This is a genomic window from Oryzifoliimicrobium ureilyticum, assembly GCF_037199735.1.
Classification (GTDB): domain Bacteria; phylum Pseudomonadota; class Alphaproteobacteria; order Rhizobiales; family Rhizobiaceae; genus Rhizobium; species Rhizobium ureilyticus.
In genome coordinates this window covers 99880-118846 of record NZ_JBBBVQ010000001.1, presented here as the reverse complement: position 1 = coordinate 118846, position 18967 = coordinate 99880, and the positions used below count along the sequence as shown (strand labels likewise).

21 protein-coding genes are annotated in these 18967 nt (G+C 55.3%); all 21 read right to left on the bottom strand.

What is annotated here, in order from left to right; genetic code table 11:
* Positions 1-104 precede the first annotated feature (104 nt).
* Positions 105-944 (bottom strand): WecB/TagA/CpsF family glycosyltransferase, encoded by an 840-nt coding sequence (locus VQ830_RS00620; RefSeq protein ID WP_337266122.1) that lies wholly within the window; start codon positions 942-944, stop codon positions 105-107.
* A gap of 248 nt (positions 945-1192) precedes the next feature.
* Positions 1193-1729, bottom strand: a complete 537-nt coding sequence (locus VQ830_RS00615; protein WP_337266121.1) for a hypothetical protein — start codon at positions 1727-1729, stop codon at positions 1193-1195.
* A complete protein-coding gene (locus VQ830_RS00610) occupies positions 1729-2094 on the bottom strand; it encodes a hypothetical protein (protein ID WP_337266120.1) in 366 nt (121 codons plus the stop codon). The genes VQ830_RS00615 and VQ830_RS00610 overlap by 1 nt, the downstream gene beginning before the upstream one ends.
* Positions 2095-2105: 11 nt before the next feature.
* Positions 2106-2672, bottom strand: a complete 567-nt coding sequence (locus VQ830_RS00605) for a rod-binding protein (RefSeq protein WP_337266119.1) — start codon at positions 2670-2672, stop codon at positions 2106-2108.
* A gap of 33 nt (positions 2673-2705) precedes the next feature.
* Positions 2706-3119, bottom strand: a complete 414-nt coding sequence (locus tag VQ830_RS00600) for a hypothetical protein (protein ID WP_337266118.1) — start codon at positions 3117-3119, stop codon at positions 2706-2708.
* A 7-nt stretch (positions 3120-3126) separates the two neighbouring features.
* Positions 3127-3879 (bottom strand): flagellar biosynthetic protein FliR, encoded by a 753-nt coding sequence (locus tag VQ830_RS00595; protein ID WP_337266117.1) that lies wholly within the window; start codon positions 3877-3879, stop codon positions 3127-3129.
* Positions 3876-5963 (bottom strand): flagellar biosynthesis protein FlhA, encoded by a 2088-nt coding sequence (flhA, locus tag VQ830_RS00590; RefSeq protein WP_337266116.1) that lies wholly within the window; start codon positions 5961-5963, stop codon positions 3876-3878. The genes VQ830_RS00595 and flhA overlap by 4 nt, the downstream gene beginning before the upstream one ends.
* A gap of 87 nt (positions 5964-6050) precedes the next feature.
* On the bottom strand, positions 6051-6317 hold the full coding sequence (fliQ, locus tag VQ830_RS00585) for a flagellar biosynthesis protein FliQ (protein ID WP_337266115.1): 267 nt from the start codon (positions 6315-6317) through the stop codon (positions 6051-6053).
* A gap of 60 nt (positions 6318-6377) precedes the next feature.
* On the bottom strand, positions 6378-6803 hold the full coding sequence (flgD, locus tag VQ830_RS00580) for a flagellar hook assembly protein FlgD (protein ID WP_337266114.1): 426 nt from the start codon (positions 6801-6803) through the stop codon (positions 6378-6380).
* The gene (flbT, locus tag VQ830_RS00575; RefSeq protein WP_337266113.1) at positions 6794-7243 is read right to left on the bottom strand and encodes a flagellar biosynthesis repressor FlbT; all 450 of its coding nucleotides are present in this window, start codon (positions 7241-7243) and stop codon (positions 6794-6796) included. Before flbT ends, flgD begins: the two co-directional genes overlap by 10 nt.
* Positions 7240-7587 (bottom strand): flagellar biosynthesis regulator FlaF, encoded by a 348-nt coding sequence (gene flaF / locus VQ830_RS00570; RefSeq protein WP_337266112.1) that lies wholly within the window; start codon positions 7585-7587, stop codon positions 7240-7242. The genes flbT and flaF overlap by 4 nt, the downstream gene beginning before the upstream one ends.
* 36 nt (positions 7588-7623) lie before the next feature.
* Positions 7624-8673, bottom strand: a complete 1050-nt coding sequence (locus VQ830_RS00565; protein WP_337266111.1) for a flagellar hook-associated family protein — start codon at positions 8671-8673, stop codon at positions 7624-7626.
* 3 nt (positions 8674-8676) lie between these two features.
* Entirely contained in the window at positions 8677-10182 is a 1506-nt protein-coding gene (flgK, locus tag VQ830_RS00560) for a flagellar hook-associated protein FlgK (RefSeq protein ID WP_337266110.1), read from the bottom strand.
* 19 nt (positions 10183-10201) lie between these two features.
* Positions 10202-11512, bottom strand: coding sequence for a flagellar hook protein FlgE (locus VQ830_RS00555; RefSeq protein ID WP_337266109.1), 1311 nt, complete (start codon positions 11510-11512; stop codon positions 10202-10204).
* 95 nt (positions 11513-11607) lie between these two features.
* A complete protein-coding gene (gene rem, locus VQ830_RS00550; RefSeq protein WP_337266108.1) occupies positions 11608-12279 on the bottom strand; it encodes a transcriptional activator Rem in 672 nt (223 codons plus the stop codon).
* Between the two features lie 282 nt (positions 12280-12561).
* On the bottom strand, positions 12562-13149 hold the full coding sequence (locus VQ830_RS00545) for a lytic transglycosylase domain-containing protein (RefSeq protein ID WP_337266107.1): 588 nt from the start codon (positions 13147-13149) through the stop codon (positions 12562-12564).
* Positions 13073-14533: a flagellar hook-length control protein FliK gene (gene fliK / locus VQ830_RS00540; protein ID WP_337266106.1), complete on the bottom strand. Its 1461-nt coding sequence runs from the start codon at positions 14531-14533 to the stop codon at positions 13073-13075. The genes VQ830_RS00545 and fliK overlap by 77 nt, the downstream gene beginning before the upstream one ends.
* A 1-nt stretch (position 14534) precedes the next feature.
* A complete protein-coding gene (motC, locus tag VQ830_RS00535; RefSeq protein WP_337266105.1) occupies positions 14535-15824 on the bottom strand; it encodes a chemotaxis protein MotC in 1290 nt (429 codons plus the stop codon).
* A gap of 2 nt (positions 15825-15826) precedes the next feature.
* Positions 15827-17125 carry a MotB family protein gene (locus VQ830_RS00530; protein ID WP_337266104.1) on the bottom strand — a complete coding sequence of 433 codons (1299 nt, stop codon included), beginning with the start codon at positions 17123-17125 and terminating at the stop codon, positions 15827-15829.
* Positions 17122-17748 (bottom strand): hypothetical protein, encoded by a 627-nt coding sequence (locus VQ830_RS00525; protein WP_337266103.1) that lies wholly within the window; start codon positions 17746-17748, stop codon positions 17122-17124. Before VQ830_RS00525 ends, VQ830_RS00530 begins: the two co-directional genes overlap by 4 nt.
* Before the next feature lie 246 nt (positions 17749-17994).
* A complete protein-coding gene (locus VQ830_RS00520) occupies positions 17995-18960 on the bottom strand; it encodes a flagellin N-terminal helical domain-containing protein (RefSeq protein ID WP_337266102.1) in 966 nt (321 codons plus the stop codon).
* Between the last annotated feature and the right edge of the window lie 7 nt (positions 18961-18967).

Here is an 18967-nt window from a genome sequence, read left to right as displayed (position 1 = left end):
CTTCATTAATTCAATCTAAAATTTCATGACGAATAAAAGGTTAATTTTTGCAAGGTGGCGCGCCTGGCATCTGTATTTTGCAGCCACCTCGAGCCCGCAAGCGATTAGACGCGATTGGTCTTGGATCGATCCAGCTTGCGCGAATTATGCAGCACACGCGGCTTTGTTTCGTCCGGACAGACCCTGCGGAAACGATGTCGCAAGACCTCGAAGAAAAACAAGGGAATCCCGAGGATATAGCGGCGCCAGAGGCGATAAGGTTCCTGCAGGAGGCGATACGCCCATTCGAGCCGCAGAAGCCGAATGGTGTATGGCGCGCGTGGAATGATCCCTGAGACAAAATCGAACAAGGCGCCGACCGTCATGACCAGACGAGCGTGCTCGGGCTTGAGATGGTCGACTGCCCACTTCTCCTGCAGCGGCGTCCCCATCCCGATTAGAATGATATCGAGCTTTTGGCGCTCGATCTCAGCAAGCACGGGTGCTGGATTATTCTTGTCGAAATAGCCGTCAGAGATCACAAAGAATAAATGCCACGGGGCATGTTTGGCAAAATTTGCGGCAGCCTTCTCGACAATTTCACGCGTTGCTCCAATCAGGCCAACGCGCCGCGGCCTTTGCATGTAGGTCAAAAAGGCCGGCACGAAATCAGTGCCATTCAGGTTTGCGGGAAAAGCGCTTCCATGTTCAACGCTAGAGGCAATATCCAGTCCGATGCCATCTGGCAGGACGATCGAGCGGAGAAGGATTTCGCGATATTCCGGATCCGACAACGTCAGAAGGATATTGTGCGCGTTGACAAAGGCAAGGAGGGTCTGGCCGCTCGGACGCATGGCAAGATCTTCCGCCATCGACAGCGCATCATGCCAGCCCATATCATAAACCGGCACGTCAAAGATTTTGCGGTGGGACGAGGTCCCAACAGACGTAACAGTCGTATCCATTGCGCTCCCGCCCAAGCCATGATGGCTCAGCTGCCTTGAGTTCCTCCCATTATCCGGCGGCCCACCGAGTAACAGGTGTGAGCGCCTGAATGACATGAGAGGACGCTGCACAGTGACGCCCTCTTTAGTATCAGAGCTCTCTCAAACAAGGCTTAGAGAAATCGCTTGGCTTTGAGCAGACGAATAAGAACATCGTTAACTAGGAAACCAGAGGCCAAAGCGACCGATTGACCGCCCTTTGCGTTGTCCTAGTGCGCTGGCGCTGCTGCCGGCGTATCCGCTACGGGCGTTACAAGGCTGACCGGTTTGCGCAGTTTACGCGGCTCGCCGGAAGCGGTTGCATTCAGATCCTCTCTAGAGAGGTAATCAAGCTGCTCGATCAAGACATCGGCAACAAAATCGCCGTTGAGACGCTTGTTCATATCGGTCTTGATCATGTCTCTAAAGGACTTGGGATCGAAGGCAGACATGTTGCCTATGTCGATAGCGGTATTTCCCACCAGCAGGCTGAACAGTTCGTCGGTCGTCAACGCCGTGACAGGCAGCGTCTTGTCCTCAGCTTTCTTCTTGTCCATCATGTAGGAGATCCGGCTGACGAAATAGCCGTTCACCGCACCATTGACGATGACAGGCACCGTCACCGACTCGCCTTTGACATAAGCGAGTTCCGCCTTCTTTGCGGCATCGGCGTCTGGAACTGGAGCCGTCGCCATCTTTACGGAAAAATAGACCGATACGAGCGTGATGACGCAGACCCAGATGCCTGTCAGGACGAGCTTAATCATCACGCCTCACGCAGGGCAAACTGTTCCTGGCTGTAGGTACCATCGGCATCGGCATCCTGCACGGCGCTTTTCAGGAGATCCGCGACAGCTCTGACGGCTTCGAGATGTGCTTCAACACGCCTGGCGTTCAGCACCAACTTCTTCTTAAGGACATGCAACTGCTCAACGTGCGAGTCAGCCAGTTCACGCGGATCGGTGTCGCGAAAGAGGTTCGACAGCTCATAAAGGCAGCGGCTCTTATGCGCGTTCGATACTTTGAGGTCGAACTGTGGATCAGTGCCGATCCGGTTGTTCTCATTGTCGATGATCATTTCGAGCCGGCCGAGGACGGATTTGATCCGATATTCGTTTGAGATGATTTCCATAATTTCCTCGATCAAGCCTGTTTTGTTGTTTTGGTGTCCGCGGTCGGAGTTCCAAACGTCTTGCGCTGGAAGTCCTCCACCATGCTCATGGCTACGCGCCGGTCGTTCTGGTCAGCCGTCGCATTGACGACTTTGCCTTCCTGCTTCTTCAGCGCGTTTTCATAGAGCTGCTTGGCAATACCGATGCCTTTGCCCTCGGCCATGACATTGCCGAGCTGTTCAGCCATCATGCCCTTCCAGATATCGCCGGTCGCGCCTTTGCCATAGACATCATCGCTTTCCTTCGGCAGCATGTCTTTGATGAAGCTCTGCATCACCATGGCTTCGAACTTGCGGTACGTCTTGGGAATTGTATCGGTCTTCGCCTCACGATTGCTGACCTCGGCGAGCCCGGTTTTTGGCGACAGCTTGTCAAGAACATCGACGGTCGACGAGAAGCCATTGCCTGCCTCGGCAAGACTATGGGCTGCGAATGCGGCCTTGCTCGCCTTCAGCTTTTCCTGTGCCGCCTGGACCTCAAGCGGGTCTGCAGCGCGCACAACGTCGAGCACGAGATCGCTCGGGGGTGATATCGCCAATTCGAAATCCTCCGTGGTTCGGAATGGCGGCAATTATGGTTTGTGAAGCTTGCTGGAGGCTGGCGTTGCAAATCTTTGGTCGATCAAGTCTTCGATCGCCGCATCCTCCGCCTCGCGGCGCTCGCCCTCCTGCGCCTCGCGCATGCCCTCTTCCAGCCGATCCCCCTTCGCGCGCTCCTGGCGCAAACGCATTTCGTGGACCTGCTCCATGCCCTTGAGCTGCCGATCCTTTACGCTTAAGCGAGAAAAACGTTCGGCATAAGCTTGCCCAAAAGCCTGATGAACAGGATCGACGGAGTTCAAAGCCGTCACCACATTGTCCATCTGCTTTGCAACCTCGCTGCGCTGGCGGCCAGTTTCTGCCAGGTCAAATTCGGCAATACGCTCAAGGTGGCGCTGAACGGCAACAAGACGACGAAGTTTATCTGATCGAGCCTGGTCAGCCATAGGATCTTTATTTCCCGAGAAAGATGGTTGGGAAGAACTGCGCGAATTGCCCGATGATGGCCGTGACGGAAAAGTAGAACAGGAAAAGGCCGCCCATCAGGAGATAGGGCGTCGATATGAAATAGACCGGGATCTGCGGTGCAAGCTTATTGATGAAACCGATCGATATATTGAACATCAGTCCGAAAATGAGAAACGGACTTGCCAGACGCAGCATGACAAAAGTTGTCGATTCCAACGTGTCGGTAAACGAGATCAGGGTACCGCGCATCGTGGTGCCGCCGCCAAAGGGCATGCTCGTATAGGAATCTATCAGGGCGCTGAAGATGATATGATGGAAATCCATCATGAAGAGCATCATGAGGCCGCAAAAGGTGATGAACCCCGACAGTGCACTTTCCATTGTGTCTTCGAAGATATCCATGCCGGCGGGCTGCGAAAAGCCGATCATCGTTGCGATGATCGTGGCGGCAAATTGAAGGCCGACGGTATAAAGGCGCGCCAGCATGCCGAACATAACGCCGATCAGAGATTCGCTGAAAATCAGCTCAATGAAGAGCGGACTCGATGTGCGTGCCGCAGGGTAAACAGTGTCCCAGAGTACCGGCAGGATAGAGATCGATAACCCGGCGGCGAGGAAAACGCGCATTTGAGGAGCAACCCGCGCCGAGGAAAAACCCGGCATCACCATCACGCAGCCGCCGATCCTGCAGAAGACCAGAAAGAGTGCAAGCACGGTCCCCTGCGGGTCTGTTATCATGAAATGGATCCCAGGATCTTGATGTCGAACCCTTTGGCGAGTTCGACATGCGACAGGACAGGGAGCGTTGCAAAAAGCCGCTCCACGATCATGCGCACATAGGAGCGCGTTTCGGGCGATGTGACAAGCACAAAAGAAAGACCGCGATCCATGAATTCACGGACAACTTCCGTTGCCTGTTCCGTAAACTCTTCGAGCATGCGCGGATCGATGTCGAATTCGATCACCTCGCCCTTCTGGTCGCGCTTCAGAGCCTGATGGAAGGCAAGATCCCACTTGCTGCCGAGCCGCAAGACGCGCAGGACGCCATTGTCGGAAAGATCGCCGCACAACTGCTGGGCCATACGCACGCGCACATGTTCGACGATCTGCTCCGTCTTGCGCACATGCGGCGCCAATTCCGCGACGGCTTCCAGGATGAGATGAAGATTGCGGATCGAGACGCGCTCGGCCAGCAGAAGTTTCAGGACAGCCTGCAATCCGGAATAAGACATGTGCGAGGTGCAGATTTCGTCAGCCAGCTTCTTATATTCCGGATCAAGCCGGTCGATGAGGATTTTGACGTCCTTGTACGAAAGAAGCTGCGGAAGATTGTTGCGAATGACCTCGCTCATGTGGGTCAGGACGACCGAGACATTGTCGATCGGCTGGAAGCCTTCGCGCTTCACGTCTTCCGCAAATGCTTCAAGAATGGACATTGCCGGCATGCCGAACGCTGGTTCGCGGATCTCGTCGCCCGGCACGCTCGGCCTGCGGCCATTGCCCGTGATAACGAGAACTTCGCCAACCCGCAGAATGTTCGAAGCGACCGTCGTTCCGTGAATACGGATCTGGTAGGCCTTCTCATTGATGGCAATGTCGTCCGTCACCTTGATTTCCGGAACGACGAAACCGTACTGCGTGGCGAACTTCTTGCGCATTTTGCCGACGCGGAAGGCAAGCTCCTGATGCGCGCCCAGAAGCCGCGTGGAAACCATTTTTCCGAGCGCAAGTTCGATCTCGGAGGTTTTGAGGACCGACTTAACCGAGTCTTTCTCGGTTTCCTTGCTTTCTGTAACCGCTTGCTCCTGCGCTTCCCGCAAGGCTTCATTTTCCGCTGCGATCTTGCGAGGAATGGCCCAGCCGCCAAAAGCCATCAGGCCGCCAAGGACCATGAATGGAATGAAAGGCAGGCCCGGCATCAAGGCAAGCACGGCCATCAGCACCGCTGCTACGGCCAGGGCGCGCGGATAACCGCTCAGCTGATCGACAACCGCTTTGTCTGTCGAGCCGGTATTTCCACCGCGAGAGACAAGAAGACCGGCGGCCAGCGAGATGACCAGAGCAGGCATCTGTGAAACGAGGCCGTCACCGACGGACAGCTTGACGAAAACATCTGCAGCTTCGCCGATCGGCATTCCATGGCGGAAGTAACCAATGATGATCCCGCCGAAGATATTGATGCAGGTGATGATCAGGCCGGCGACGGCATCGCCGCGTACGAATTTGGACGCACCGTCCATCGCACCGAAGAAAGAGCTTTCTTCTTCGAGTTCACGCCGGCGGCGCTGTGCTTCCTTTTCATCGATGATGCCGGCCGAAAGATCGGCATCGATCGACATCTGCTTGCCGGGAATGGCGTCTAGGGTGAAACGCGCGCCGACTTCAGCGATACGCGTTGCACCTTTGGTGATGACGATGAAGTTGATCGTGATCAGGATCAGAAAGACGATCAGACCGATCACGAAATCGCCCGACATGACGAGATTGGCAAAGCCGGCGATCACATGGCCGGCTGCCTCATGCCCCTCATTGCCATGCGAAAGGATTACACGCGTCGTTGCAATGTTGAGCGACAGTCGCGTCATCGTTGCAATCAGCAAAATAGTCGGGAAGGACGAGAATTCGAGCGGCTTCTGGATCCACAGAGAGACCATCAGGATCAAAACGGAAAGCGCAATCGAAAAGGCAAGACCCATGTCGATGAGAAATGCCGGTATCGGTAGAAAGAGAACGCAGATGATGACGACAATGCCAAGCGCAAAGCCGACATCCCGAAGGTTCGGGCCTGATTTCGGAAGGGTAAGTGCAGGTGGTTGCGCCATCTTTTGTCCGTCTCTTCATGAGAGGAGCAGGCTTAAAGCCTGCCATTCAGCCAAAGGCATACAAGCCGAAGCTTGCGCGAAGATGGCTCAAAAACCGGACTGAATGCGCGAGAAGACCATATTCGTGAAGATGGAAATCTGTGAACCGACAAAAGGCGCGGAGACCCCGATTGCGATCAGAACCGCAACAATTTTCGGCGCGAAGGTCAATGTTGCTTCCTGCACCTGCGTAAGCGCCTGGAACAAAGCAATGACAAGGCCGACCACCATCGCAACGGCGACAGCCGGGCCAGCGGAAACGAGCACTGTCCAGATGGCAGCCTGGAAAATATCAAGTGCATCCGCTTCATTCATCTGCGCAACCTCATGATGCTTTTCACCCGCATCATGCGGATGAGAATATAATCCGGCAGATCAGCTGCCGGACGACTTGGACGAATCGGACAGCGTAATGCCGGTTTGCACGAGGATACTCTTTCCGTCGGTCGTCGTCGCGATCATTCCGTCGGAATAGACTTTGACCGATGCGACAGTGCCGCTGGTCGTGCCGTCGGCGCTGGTCATGGTCTTGCCGATATAAGAGCTCGCCTGCGTCAGGTTCGCGTTGGTCAGCAGGCTGTCCAGCTTGCTGTTGGTCTGGATGGTTTGTTCGACCTGCGAAAAGCTTGCAAGCTGAGCCATCTGCGCGCTTGCGTCCATCGGCTGCGTCGGATCCTGGTTCTTCAACTGCGCCACGAGCAACTGCAGAAAGTTGTCGTAGTTGAGCGTTGCCTTTTTCTCGGCAGCCGCAGTGTTAGAAGCTCCATTATTCGTAACGCCGTTTGTCGCATCTACCGCCATGGCGCAATCTCCTTGCGAATTTGCTCGACCATTGCCGGGGCAATTTCGTGGCTGTTGAGGATATTGTCCTCAATCGGGTAAAGCGCGCGGATCGCCTTCAAGGCGTCGAAGGCACGGCCGGTGGAGACGAGACCATCGATCCGCTTTAGCTCTGCCAGGACTTCGTCGTTGCGGAAGCAGGACAGCAGCATCGTGATCGAGCGGCGGAACATGGTCGTGGACTGTTCCTTGCCTTCAGGATTGATGAGGATCATCTGCGCGATAAAGTACAACTGGCGCAGAGGCGTGGTGGCGTCCTCAGGCTGAAGCACATGATTTTCGAGCAAGAAAGTCACATCATTCAGGAATTCCAGCGCAACCTTTCTATCGACGCGCAGAACCGCGCCATTGATAAAGATCTTCTCGCCGGCCTTGAGTGAAATGCGAAGCGTACTTTTCATTTAAGTCCATCCCTGATGATGGTGGTAACGTCAATAATGCCTTGATAGTTTGTCGATTGACGGCGTCTAATCCGATCGCATTCCTTCAAGATCCAGATAGCGATAGAGATGAGATTGGCCCTGATTTCGACATCCAGCTGGTTATCGGGATGCTTCAAATCCTCAATGAAGCTGACCCAGACCCGCCGCGTGTAAAACAGCGCATCAATGGCCTCCCGGCTGTATTTTTCTTTATCTCGCGCAATCGAAAGCAGTGCGATGGATCGATCGAGAACCTGACGTTCGCGCTCTTTCGCATCGGTAACCGAGTCGTCCAAGACCTCGGCATAGGAGAACTGATACATTCATGCATCCTTCGTTGTCTTGCGCACCTTTGATCATCAAAGGTAATTCACGAGGCTGAGCTGCTGGATTTTCGAGACGATTGTGTAGCTCGTTTCCAACTGTGTCTGCAGCGACTTAAGCATTGTAGAAGCCTGGGTCTGATCGACGCCGGTCAGATCCGTCAGCTTGGTTTGAATGAGCGTGGACTGCGCATTCAGGGAATCATTTGCTTTTTCGACCCGCTCCTGCGAGAGGCCGAGTTGGCTCGACTGGGAGACCAGTCCGCTCGTGCCCTGCGCGGCATAAGCGATCGCTTTCTTCGAGACCGCATTCATCGCGTCAGCGCTCAGATTGCCTGTCGACAGCAAGGCCGACGTCATGACTGCCGAAAGCGCGACATAACGCATGCCATCCGAATTGGCGCTCGTGGACGTTGCCACCACTTCGGAATTGCTGATCCGGCTTGTCATGGGCTGATCCGAAGCCTTGGACCAGCCATTCGTCGGGTCCGTCCAGTTGGCTTCGCTGAACATCGGCTCCACCTGCGTCGTGATGAAGTCGGTCATCTGGTCGCCGGTCATGTCTTGTACGGCTACGCCAAGCGATCCCGCATAGGTCGTTAATGCCGTCGAAATGTTGGAGGCGACCGTGGACGATTGGTCAGTCAAAGGCTGGGTATCGCTGTTGATGCCGCCGAAGATATATTCACCATTGTACATGCCGTTGCCGGTCGTCAGCAGCGTGTTCAGAGTATTGTTCGCCGACTGAATGGCGACCTTGATGCTGGTCGAGTTCTGACTGCCTTGCAACGCCGTCAAGTTCGATGCGAAGTCCGTTCCCGTTTTCTGCAGATCGCTCAAACCATCCTGGATCGTGGAAAGACGGCCGCCGGCGACCGAGTTGCTGTCGGTAATTGCCTTGATGCGATCGAGTTCGCGGTTGAAGTCGACGACCTTGGACACCCCATTGCCCAGGGATTCGCCGATATCGGCATAGGTTCCCGTGGTCGCTTCGAGCGAAGTTTTTACAATCTGGTTCTGCGTCTGACGCATGGTCAGCCGCATGGCATTTTGAATTGCAGCGCTTGAGACGAAAGAGCTCTTCATGGCTTAACTCGCTATATCCAGCAGGGACTTCATCATTTCGTCCACGGTATTCAGAATTTTGGTGGCAGCCTTGTAGGACTGCTCGATGTCAAGAAGCAGGGTCAATTCCTCGTCGAGATTGACGCCTGTGGTGTTTGAATAAGCGTCGTCCGACCGCGACAAAGAAGCTGAGGTCGATTCCGATGCCGTCGTCGCATCGCTGCGATATTGTTCAAGCCATCCCAGAGAATTTGAAGCATAGCTCATGATGCTCACATTGCTGGAAATGCCGGTTGACGAGTTGAAGCCGACGGCTGTCGATGACGACGGGTCGAAGTTCATCGGTTGATTGAGAGCGGTCAGATAACTGTCGAGCAGATCGCTGAATCCACTGCTATTTGTGCTGTTCTGACTCAATCCGCTGATCGAGCCATCCCTTAGCTTCATGGGGTCGCCACCGGCGGAAGTAATTACTGCCGGGTTGACGGTGATTGTTCCAGAAATTCCGTTTAGAACGTCACTGGTCGTTGGCGTATCACCCGCGGTGCCATCCATCTGGGCCCAGGTGAAAAGGCCAGGCACCTTGCCAGAGGCACCATTTTCCGAGAACAGAGAGACCATGCCTTTGGCTGTCTCGTCGAGCTGCGACTGCAAGGTCGGTGCAATCTCGTCACGGACCTGCAACAAAGCCTGCAGGCTACCCTGGCCCGTCGTTGTTGCACCCTGGCCTTTGGCCAAAGGCACGCCATCGATGTAGACAGCATTGCCCTGAAAGGGTGTTCCGTCTGGGCTAGCAGCGACGTAGGTGTCCTTGGGAGAAAAACTGACGGTTCTCGGCAGAGTCTCGAACAGCGTCGTTCCGTCGCTTGTATAGAGCGCCATATCGCCATTTTTGCGATCGACGACATTGACGCCAATGATCGAGGAGATCTGCTTGAGGACCTTCTCACGTTGATCGAGCGCGTCATTCGGGTCGGTATTGGTCGCGGTGGCGGACTTTACCGCATCGTTTGCCGTCTGGAACTGGCTCAGAAGCGTGTTAAGCGTATTAACTTGCGTGCTGATCTCGCCATCCGACTGAGCGCGAATCGACTGGATCGCGCTCGAGGCGTTGTTGAGCGAGTTTGTCAGGTCCTGCGCAGCATTGACGACGCTTTGGGCGGCGATGGTGCTGCTTGGAGAGGTGCGGAAAGCCTGAAGCTTGGACTGAAAGGCCGAGAGATAGGTCGACGGAGAGCTTTCGTTGTCGTTGCCGCCGAAGATGGACTTGAGGTCCGTCAGCTTCTTCAACAAGGCCTGCTGGGCACTATCCTGCGAGGAACTCGAAAGATATTGCTTCAGCAGGGCATCGTCTTGAGCGCGCGTGATCTGCACAACCTGCGCGCCATTCGCCGACGTCGTTATAGCGGCATCGCGCCGAACGTAATCCTTATTACCGTTGTTCGAGATATTGTTCGAAACCACGCTGCTTTGCGTGCCGGTATTGTTAAAGATATTTTGCGCCGTGTTAAGTGCGGAGGTAAGCGACATTGTCTACACGCCGATCCGTTTATCGTTTCAGGTTGACAAGAACGTCCATGATATCGGCACCAGTCTGGAACACCTTGGAATTGGCGGTGTAACTACGTTGGGCTTCAATCATCTCCGTCAGTTCGCCGGCAAGATCCACGTTCGAGCTCTCGATAGAGCCCGCAACCAGTTTACCGAGCCCGCTGGTGTTGGGGAAAGCGGTCAGCGTAATGCCTGAATTTCCGTTTGTGCTGTAGACGTTGCCGCTTTCGAGCGTCAGGTTGTCAGGGCTCGGCACGGTTGCCAGCGGAATTTGGAAGAGTGATCGTGTGGAGCCGTCCGTGTAGCTCGCTGTCACAACGCCGTCAGCGCCGATCTTGACGTCCTTAACAGCATTCGCCGCCTGTCCATCCATTTTGCCACCAAGGGAGAAGTCAGATGAAAGCTGAGTCAGCTTTGAATAATTCATCGTTATGGTAGCGCCAGTGACGGGATCGACGATATTGGTGTCGGTCGCTGGCGTCGCAGAGCTGAGCTTTCCAGACGGATCAAATGTCAAAGTCCCTGTACTCACGGCAGCAGAACCATATGGAAATGCCGAGGTGCCAGTGGAAGCGTCGCTATGGCGGAAGACGGCCACCTGCCAAGATGTATCCGAGCCGCCTGACGCGTTTGGCGTATCGGCCGTTTTTGTAAAATAAAAGTCGTACATCGTCGGCGTGCCGATGGCGTCGTATCCGACCATCGACAACTTTTTCGTGTCTGCTGTTACCGTTGCTGCCGCAGGATTATCGCCCGGCAATTGACTGGGTGAAGCTGTCGGGTCGACGACCGTCGCCTTGGCGTCTAGGTTGCCAGTCCATTCGCCTGAAGTCGAAATTGCAGCCTGTAAGGTCGATGCCTGAACATTGACGGGCACAAGGCCGGTGAACCCGTTGACCACAACCGACGGCGAGCCAGAACCGTAGGGATATCCCATCAAGGTAAAGCCTGCACTATTGGTCAGGTTACCATCCTTGTCCTGCTGGAAATCACCAGCGCGGGTCAAAACCGGTACGCCGTCAGCGCCCTGGACGATGAAGAAGCCATCGCCGCTGATAGCAAGGTTGGTGCTCGACGTCGTCGACTGAAGGCCACCCTGTTCTGAAACGGACTGGCGTACGGAGGTTTCAACGCCGCCCGAGTTGTAGTTGCCGGGCGTTGAAGGGAGCACAAATGTCGAAAATGCAGTCGATACAGCTTTGTAGCCGGTGGTGTTTACGTTCGCAATGTTGTCGGACACGGTGCTAAGGCGGTTTGCCTGAGCGTTCATGCCCGAGACCGACGTTTTCATGCTGCCGAAAATGCTCATCTGAAAGCCTCGTTTAACTTAGTGAGCTTGAGGTTAGACGGCGGGCCTTGCGTGAACCTGTCCCGGCGCCAGTTTGGTGGCAGCTTCTGCGCGCTTTATTCCCAGTCGATGCAGTAGCCGAGGAAGCGCTTGGAATCGACCGGATCAAAGCCGAGCTTCTTACGCAGCTTCTTGCGCAGCTTCGAGATATGGCTCTCGACAACGTTTTCTTCGACTTCCTCATCGAAGATGCCGTAGATCGCGTTGAAGATCTGAGTCTTGGTTACACGGCGACCGCGGTTGGAAATTAGATATTCCAAGATGCGGCGCTCCCGGCGCGGCAGTGCGAAGACTTCGCCGTTGATCTCAGGATCGCGGCCATCGGAGAAAACGCGGATCTGGCCAACATCGGTATGCGTCACGATGGCCTTGAGACGGCGGCGGATAGCGGCGGCTCGGGCGAGGATCTCTCTTGGATGAACTGGCTTGCGAACAACGTCATCAACGCCGCAATCAAAAAGTGCAAGAGTGGTTTCGAGAGAAGGCTGATCGCTGACGGCGATAACGGGCGCCTGAGAACGATCGCGGATTGCACGGGGAAGTTCGAGAAGTCGCTGTCCCTGGCCGATCAGGAATGCTTCAACTGCAGCGATGTCACCATCCGCTGCCGTTTGCACCCACTCGCCAAACTCCTTTGGATCGAAGCCCGTGGAGGGTATGCCCTCACGCCCGAACAAAGATGTGTAACCTTCTTTTACAAGCTCGCGCTCATCAACCACTACGATCATCTGTCCGCCTCCGAATCAGCCTAGTACCTTCGATGTGCCAATGGGTACGAATCGTGCTGATTTGGAACAAGTCGCTGAAACTCACAGACAGGAATTCATAGTTGATTAACCATGTCGGTCCGATTTGCGCTAGATATGGTATGTGAAGGATGGTAGCGACACAAAAAACCAGTGGGAAAAGTTAATTTTTGTTAATTTCTTAATTGTGCCTAATTTACACAGAGATTGCATGAAACGCATCAAAGACGTGCTTTGTTCCCTTAAGGCCAATTTTTAGTTGAGCTAATTGCCGCAAAAATTCCGCGCGTTTGGCGTCCATTTTCCATAACCAGTCGCCACGAGATTGGCGATGACGCGACAGACATATTGTTTTTGCGCCGGATCGTTATTGGGTCCGGCGTGATATCGAGCCACCGCCATCGTCCATGTTTCATGTCGATCATGCAGATTTCGCAGGAAGCTGGCTGCATATTCGACATTGGCATGTGGGTCGAACATAGCTTGAGGCGATCCGAAATGCTCGCCATGGTAGTATTGGTTAATCTGCATGCAGCCGACATCGATGAGTTTGGCACCGGTTCGGAGAGCGCCGTAAAATTGGTTCAACGCCTCTTGTTCGGATGCCGGGAAAACGGCCTTTCCTTCCACATTCATAGCATAGGGATAGAGGGAGCCCTTACGACCGGTTTCCGTCAGACCGACCGAATAGAGGATTCCTTCCGGGATACCATATTTAGCGGCAGCGGCCTGTATTTCTCGCTCACAGGCGCCTGCGTCCGCGGCCAGTGCGAAATTAGAGGTAAACGCTGCCAGAAGCCCGCTCAGAACCGTTGACGCCAGAAACCTCGCTATCGGCTCTCGACTGGTCATCAACCCCTCCTGCAGGCTGCTGGAACATGGTCCGCTGGCGATCTTTATTCTGGTTCTGCTGCCCCTGTTGCAACATCTGCTGCTGGCCGGACTGGGACTGCGATTGAGACTGCTGGCCAGCCTGGCTGCTGTCGACGCGATCAGGGGTTGGGGTCATGCTGACGGTCAAGTTGTCGATCGCGTAACCTTGCCCGCGCAGGGCGTCGATGATTTTGTCGTGGTCAGCCTTCAACTGCCTCAAGGCTTCGTGCGTCTCGACCTTCAAATCGATATTGAGAGTCTCGCCGGAAAGACGCATCGTTGCGGTCACCAGGCCGAGATCGATCGGATTCATTTGAATCTTCAGCGTGTTCACGACCTTGCCCGTGCTGCTGAGCTGGGCCGCGTTTGACAGCGTCGATTCAGGACGCATCGCATGCGCCCACTCGCTATCACCCGCCAATGCAGCCGTAACGGTCGCCGAGTTCGTGTTGCCGGCCAGGCCAAGATAGCGACGGGAATCGAGGACCGTGACATTTTCAATCTTTCGATCTGCCGCTGCCTCAGATTGTGCCCCCTCCGAGGCAGCAGGACTTGTCAGATCCAACTGGCCGCCGCGCCCGTCCGCTCGTGTCAAACGAAAGGTTTTGGCGTCAGCCGCCTCGTCGGTCGGCATGGCAACCGAAGTTTCGGAAGATTGACCGGACGCCGCCATGCCTAGTGCGTCGTGTTGCTTGACACCTTCAAGAGCGCCACCCACCTTACGCATGTCCTTTTCTTCAGCCGTCTTCCCGCTCTGAAGCTGCTGATGGCCGGTGTCTGCGAGCGCATGCGCGGGCGGTCCGGCGAGCAGGTTCAAGACATCGGAGACCGGCGTCTGGGCTGGAGCGTCGGCTGCGTCATCCGAAGTTTGGCTTTGATCCTGAGATGGGTCGGCGGATGTCGGCGCAAGCTTCTTTTTCTTATCGCCTTTTTCAGATTTTTCCGTTGCCTCGCCCTTGTCTTTTGCATCTGGTTTTGCAGCGCTGGCTTGGCGCATTTTCAGGACATCAAGGATTTCTTCTTGTTGCTTCGACGCATCAAGTGCAGGCTTTTGCTCGCTGCCATCTTTGGCCTTCGTCTCGGCTTGCGTTGTCTCTTTATCCGCGAGAGCTTGTCTCAGCGAGAGAACCTGTATCTTGGCAACTTTTCGCGCCAGATGCGCGGAGGGATCCACCTCGCCTTTGTCATCAGCGCCGGACGTCTGATCCGATTGCTTATGAGATTGCTGCGGTTGATCGCCCGTCTGGTTGAGAAGTTTTGAAAAGCCGGCTTCGCCAGCCCCCTTTTCTGTAGGCCCGCGCGGTGCGGCGGCGACTGCCGCAGACCCATCCGGAATGGAGCTCGAAACGCTTACGTCCGCCATTTCAATTTCCCTCTTTCTTTAACAATCCGTCGATTTCGTCGAGCTTGGATCTGCCCGTCGACAAAAGTGACTGCGTGGCCGGATCGACGTCCTGTAATTCATTCTTGGTCGTTGTAGCGGCTGGCCGGCTGGCGGTCGCGCTGACAGGCTGGGGGGTGGGATTGTCGCCTGCGGGTGCAGCGGCGTGAACGTCTGCGCTTATGGAATTAGGCGAAGAGACTTGCTTCAAACTTGCTGGATCAGGTGGCGCCATAATTTGTTCGGCGACGCTCTGGGCAGCAAGTCTCAAAGCCTGGTCTCGTTTAGAAAGCGACGACCCAGCCGTTGCGTCGATTCCGCGTGCTGCATCGCTCACACGATCCGTCGGCAAGGCCGCCATGCCTCCATAGAATTCCGCCAGGGCGCCAAACGGGTCGCTGTCGCTGCCTGAGAGCTGACGAGCGCGTTCGGCCGCCATGAGAGCCAAATCGCTCTTGCCGGCAATGGCAGCAGCGCGCGCAATACGTAGATAGATTTCGCGGCGACGCGGCTCATCCATAAAGGACAAGATATCGACGATCGCCTGCTGCTGTACGTCCTTGTTATGATCGACCACAAGCTTGACGAAGAGATCGGCAAATTGGCTGGCATAAGGAGAATGCAGGAAGCGTCGCGTGTATTTCTCCGCAAAGCCCATGCCGCGATCGACCATGCCTTTATCGACCGCCACAGCAAGCGAGCGACGTAAGGCGGCCTCCTCAATAATGGTGCCGGGCGCCGCAAGTCTTGCCTGGTCGAATCGCTTCAACGCCTCGACCGAATCTTTTGCGATCAAGACATTGCCCGCGACCAGCGAGAGGTAAGGGCCGATTGTCTTGTTCTGGTACTCCGTTGCCGTATCCGAGAGCGAGCGAACCACCAGCAAGCCCTTTCCCGAAAAGTATTTCCGCAAAATGTCGGTGACACGGTTATCGAAGTTGCCGTTGACGTCACGCGCAACGAGATAATCCAGCGTAGCGGGGTTGCCGCCGCTCATGGCGTAGACAAGTGCGGCATCCACATTGGCCTCGTTTTCGAAAACCGATGGATCTGCACTGCGCAACCGCGCATCGATATTGCCGAGCATAAAGCGTTGAATATCGGCTGCCGATTGGTCGCCGGCAACGACCTGGTCCTGCACGAACTGAAGAGACCGCAGCATCTTGTAAGGCGGCAGGTCTTCGTGATCGTCGGCCTTGGCGCCATGGCTCAAGAAAGAGACAAGGGCAAAGACAGCCGGCAGCAGCGCATACTTTCCAGAGCGCGTTACCATCTCTAGCCTTGCTCGTTTTGCAGAAGGATCTCAATGCGTCGATTTTCCGGATCGAGCGGATCCTTCGTGTCCTTCAGCATGCGGTCGGCATAACCGGAAACCTGCATGACCCGCTTTTCGTCCAGCCCGCCGCGCACCAGCATATAGTAAGCGGCCTGGGCACGATTCATGGAAAGGCGCCAGTTCTCGTTGGCACCCTTGTATTGGCGTCCATCGGTGTGGCCGCGCACAAATATCGCGCCTGTCTTCTCTTTCAGGACCGCACCGATCTTTTGCATCGCCAACACCATTTCCTGACGGGGCACGGCCGATCCGACATCGAACATGGCGTCATTCGTCTGGTCACTGATGCTGACGAGAAGACCACCTTCAGTGGGCGTAACGGTCAGTCCTTCAACAAGCTTTCCACCCACACCACTGAGCTGCGCTTCGATCTCCTTGCGCAAGTCATCGGCCTGCTTTTGAGCATCAGCGCTTTTGTCCGATGTATCCGGCTTATCTTTCGCATCAACCGACTTGTCCGTAAGCTTGCTGGAACTCGCTTTGCCGGACTGCTTGTCCGTCGGTGACTTTACGTCCGAAGGTTGATCGGTCTCGTCGGCAGCAGCTGCGAATTGCTTTTTGGCATCTGCCGGCTGCACGGCGGCTACTTCGGCCAAACCATTAGCGGCATTCTGCTGGCTCTTTTGATCGGAGCTTGCGGTATTCTTATTGGCCTGCGTAACCTCCACCTGCTTTGTCCAGAAATCAGGATCGAAGGGATCGCGATAGGCTTGTCCGCCGTCGGCTCCGGTCGCCGGGCCTGAGGTCGAGGCACCGCCCTCGCCCTTCGAGCTGACGTTTGCCTGTGTGCCGACTTCCTGCGCAATCTCGGCAAGAACGGAATAGGGATTTTCGAAGAAGTCGGCCTCTGAGTATCGTGTCTGATCGCCGGAGGTTGAGGTCTGATCGTCGCCGCTGGCTGCAGAAGAACCGTCGTTCGGATTTTCTTCCTTGTTTTTCGATTTGGCTTCTTTCTGCTCACCGTCTGCTTGCTCAACCGGCTTCTTCAAGCCCTTCTGTGTCGGCTTTTCATCAGCAAGTTTGATCGGATTGAAATAGCTTGCGACCGAGGCTTTGGTCTCTTCGTTGGCAGCGTTGACGAGCCACATAACCAGAAAGAACGCCATCATGGCCGTCATGAAGTCGGCATAGGCAATCTTCCACGCACCTCCATGCGCGCCATCATGGTCGCCACCGCCATGTTTCTTGACGATGATGACCTCGTTCTTGCCGTGGTGGTGGTTTTCGCTTTCGCTCATTCCATAACCTTTCCAAGTCCAGCCGCCCAGGCGGACAGACGTGTGACAAGCAGGCCATCGTCGATTTCAACGGTAAGATCCATGTCGTCAGTTTCATGATGACGCAAGATTTGAGCTCCCTCGCCCAACTGCGCTTTCAAAAGCGCGAACAGGCTGGCAGGACCTTGCACAACGACGGCTGCGGCGCCGCCTTCTCCGATCGTTTCCTGCAGCAACGCGGCAAGTGCCTTTATGGCTTTCTCCACCACGATCTCATTGAAGAGCGGCACAATGGCCTCGGCAGTTTTCTCGCTGACGAGCTGGGCGATCTGCGGAGCTAGTTTCTGCAGGCTTTCCTTGATCGAGGCGGCAAACTCTTCCTCGTAGCGCCGACGCAGCTCATCAACCTCGCGCTCATGCAAGATTGATCTGGTCTGGATCTCGTCCTCGAACCGCTGGGTGACTTCGGCTATCGCGTCGGCGCGGCCACGTTGATAGGCCTCCTCGCGTTCGGCTTCGAGGTCGATGGAGGGCGGAGGCGGATCGGAAAACACGGGAAAGTCGTCTTCGAAGACAGGAAGTGCCGGAGCCGGCGGAAGCTCTGGGGTCGAGAAATCCTTGAGCCTGGAAAAAAGGCCGCTCATCGGACCCACTCCATCCGTTCAGTGCCAGTGAATGAGCTGTCGCGTTTCAGGCTGCCGCGAGCTTTAACAAGCACCCGGTGAAAGTGAAACCGCACCTTCCCAGCCTCTGACTGCCGCATCTCAGACATCCGCAACATACGCATTCCGCCTTCGTCAAAACTTCGTATTTGATGCCGTGAAGCACCCGGTTGAGACACTATGAGGCGAAACTTGTGCGAGGGTGTTTGAGGCTTGCTTCAAATCCAATTACTGCAGCAGCAGCAAAACCTTACTCGAAACTGTGTTCAAGATTGATAGGGCTTCGCTCGCCATCGCCTGCTGCGTATCCATCGCCTTTTGCCGGGCCGCCGCTTCTTCCATATTGGTATCGACGAGATTACCGACAGTCGTGTCGAGCGTCGTGCCGAGATTGCTGAGGAGATCGGAGCGATCGTCCAGCCTTTTGCTAAGGTTGCCTAGCCCTGCAGCCGATGTCGTCAGTTGCGACAGCAACGCGGAGACTGCACTAATCATGTCGTCGACCTGACCGCTGGTCGTGGTCTTATCAAGCTTGATCTCCTGCGCGGTAGCATCCGGCGTACCACCGCCGTTCAGGAGGTAATAGTTGCGCGCAACCCCTGAGGTATCGCCAGAAGCGGCCGCAACGTCGACGGACTTTGTAAAAAGTCCGCGCTGTGGATCGCTGGTATCAATCATAACCGTATCGCCGGCGGGATAATCGATGGTTTGCGGCGTGTAATTGCCTGCGGCATCACGTGTAAAACCGCCGATCATCGTTCTGTTGGCCGGCAACGTCGTCTGGTCGTTGAACAACCAGTTCTCGCCTGCAAAATTGGCGCTGTTGACCGATGTCTGCAATTGAGATTTGAGGCCTGACAAAGTGGTGTTGAGCTGATCCTTGTCGACACCCGCCTCTTTAGCGGAGGTGAGCGTTGCGCGTATATTTCCAAGCACGTCGATCATGCCCTGCATCGCGGTGTAAGCGGTGTCGGTTTTAGACGTGCCGACACCAAGGGCGTCATGGATGGACTTCAGCGAGGCACTATCATTGCGCATCACGGTGGCAAAAGACCATTGCGATGCGTTGTCGGCAGCTGTGGCAATGGTGAGGCCGGACGAAAACTGCTGCTGAACTTTCGCATAATCCTTGTTGATGCTGGTGGCCAGGGCAAGGGCGCTAACCAAACCAGAATTCGTGATACGATAGCTCATCTTCATG

What these genes read in the sequence shown, in the direction of transcription:
- VQ830_RS00620 (WP_337266122.1), bottom strand. Translation starts at nt 944, where the DNA reads ATGGATACGACTGTTACGTCTGTTGGGACCTCGTCCCACCGCAAAATC.
- VQ830_RS00615 (WP_337266121.1), bottom strand. Translation starts at nt 1,729, where the DNA reads ATGATTAAGCTCGTCCTGACAGGCATCTGGGTCTGCGTCATCACGCTC.
- VQ830_RS00610 (WP_337266120.1), bottom strand. Translation starts at nt 2,094, where the DNA reads ATGGAAATCATCTCAAACGAATATCGGATCAAATCCGTCCTCGGCCGG.
- VQ830_RS00600 (WP_337266118.1), bottom strand. Translation starts at nt 3,119, where the DNA reads ATGGCTGACCAGGCTCGATCAGATAAACTTCGTCGTCTTGTTGCCGTT.
- VQ830_RS00595 (WP_337266117.1), bottom strand. Translation starts at nt 3,879, where the DNA reads ATGATAACAGACCCGCAGGGGACCGTGCTTGCACTCTTTCTGGTCTTC.
- flhA (WP_337266116.1), bottom strand. Translation starts at nt 5,963, where the DNA reads ATGGCGCAACCACCTGCACTTACCCTTCCGAAATCAGGCCCGAACCTT.
- fliQ (WP_337266115.1), bottom strand. Translation starts at nt 6,317, where the DNA reads ATGAATGAAGCGGATGCACTTGATATTTTCCAGGCTGCCATCTGGACA.
- flgD (WP_337266114.1), bottom strand. Translation starts at nt 6,803, where the DNA reads ATGGCGGTAGATGCGACAAACGGCGTTACGAATAATGGAGCTTCTAAC.
- flbT (WP_337266113.1), bottom strand. Translation starts at nt 7,243, where the DNA reads ATGAAAAGTACGCTTCGCATTTCACTCAAGGCCGGCGAGAAGATCTTT.
- flaF (WP_337266112.1), bottom strand. Translation starts at nt 7,587, where the DNA reads ATGTATCAGTTCTCCTATGCCGAGGTCTTGGACGACTCGGTTACCGAT.
- VQ830_RS00565 (WP_337266111.1), bottom strand. Translation starts at nt 8,673, where the DNA reads ATGAAGAGCTCTTTCGTCTCAAGCGCTGCAATTCAAAATGCCATGCGG.
- flgK (WP_337266110.1), bottom strand. Translation starts at nt 10,182, where the DNA reads ATGTCGCTTACCTCCGCACTTAACACGGCGCAAAATATCTTTAACAAT.
- VQ830_RS00555 (WP_337266109.1), bottom strand. Translation starts at nt 11,512, where the DNA reads ATGAGCATTTTCGGCAGCATGAAAACGTCGGTCTCGGGCATGAACGCT.
- rem (WP_337266108.1), bottom strand. Translation starts at nt 12,279, where the DNA reads ATGATCGTAGTGGTTGATGAGCGCGAGCTTGTAAAAGAAGGTTACACA.
- VQ830_RS00545 (WP_337266107.1), bottom strand. Translation starts at nt 13,149, where the DNA reads ATGACCAGTCGAGAGCCGATAGCGAGGTTTCTGGCGTCAACGGTTCTG.
- fliK (WP_337266106.1), bottom strand. Translation starts at nt 14,533, where the DNA reads ATGGCGGACGTAAGCGTTTCGAGCTCCATTCCGGATGGGTCTGCGGCA.
- motC (WP_337266105.1), bottom strand. Translation starts at nt 15,824, where the DNA reads ATGGTAACGCGCTCTGGAAAGTATGCGCTGCTGCCGGCTGTCTTTGCC.
- VQ830_RS00530 (WP_337266104.1), bottom strand. Translation starts at nt 17,125, where the DNA reads ATGAGCGAAAGCGAAAACCACCACCACGGCAAGAACGAGGTCATCATC.
- VQ830_RS00525 (WP_337266103.1), bottom strand. Translation starts at nt 17,748, where the DNA reads ATGAGCGGCCTTTTTTCCAGGCTCAAGGATTTCTCGACCCCAGAGCTT.
- VQ830_RS00520 (WP_337266102.1), bottom strand. Translation starts at nt 18,960, where the DNA reads ATGAGCTATCGTATCACGAATTCTGGTTTGGTTAGCGCCCTTGCCCTG.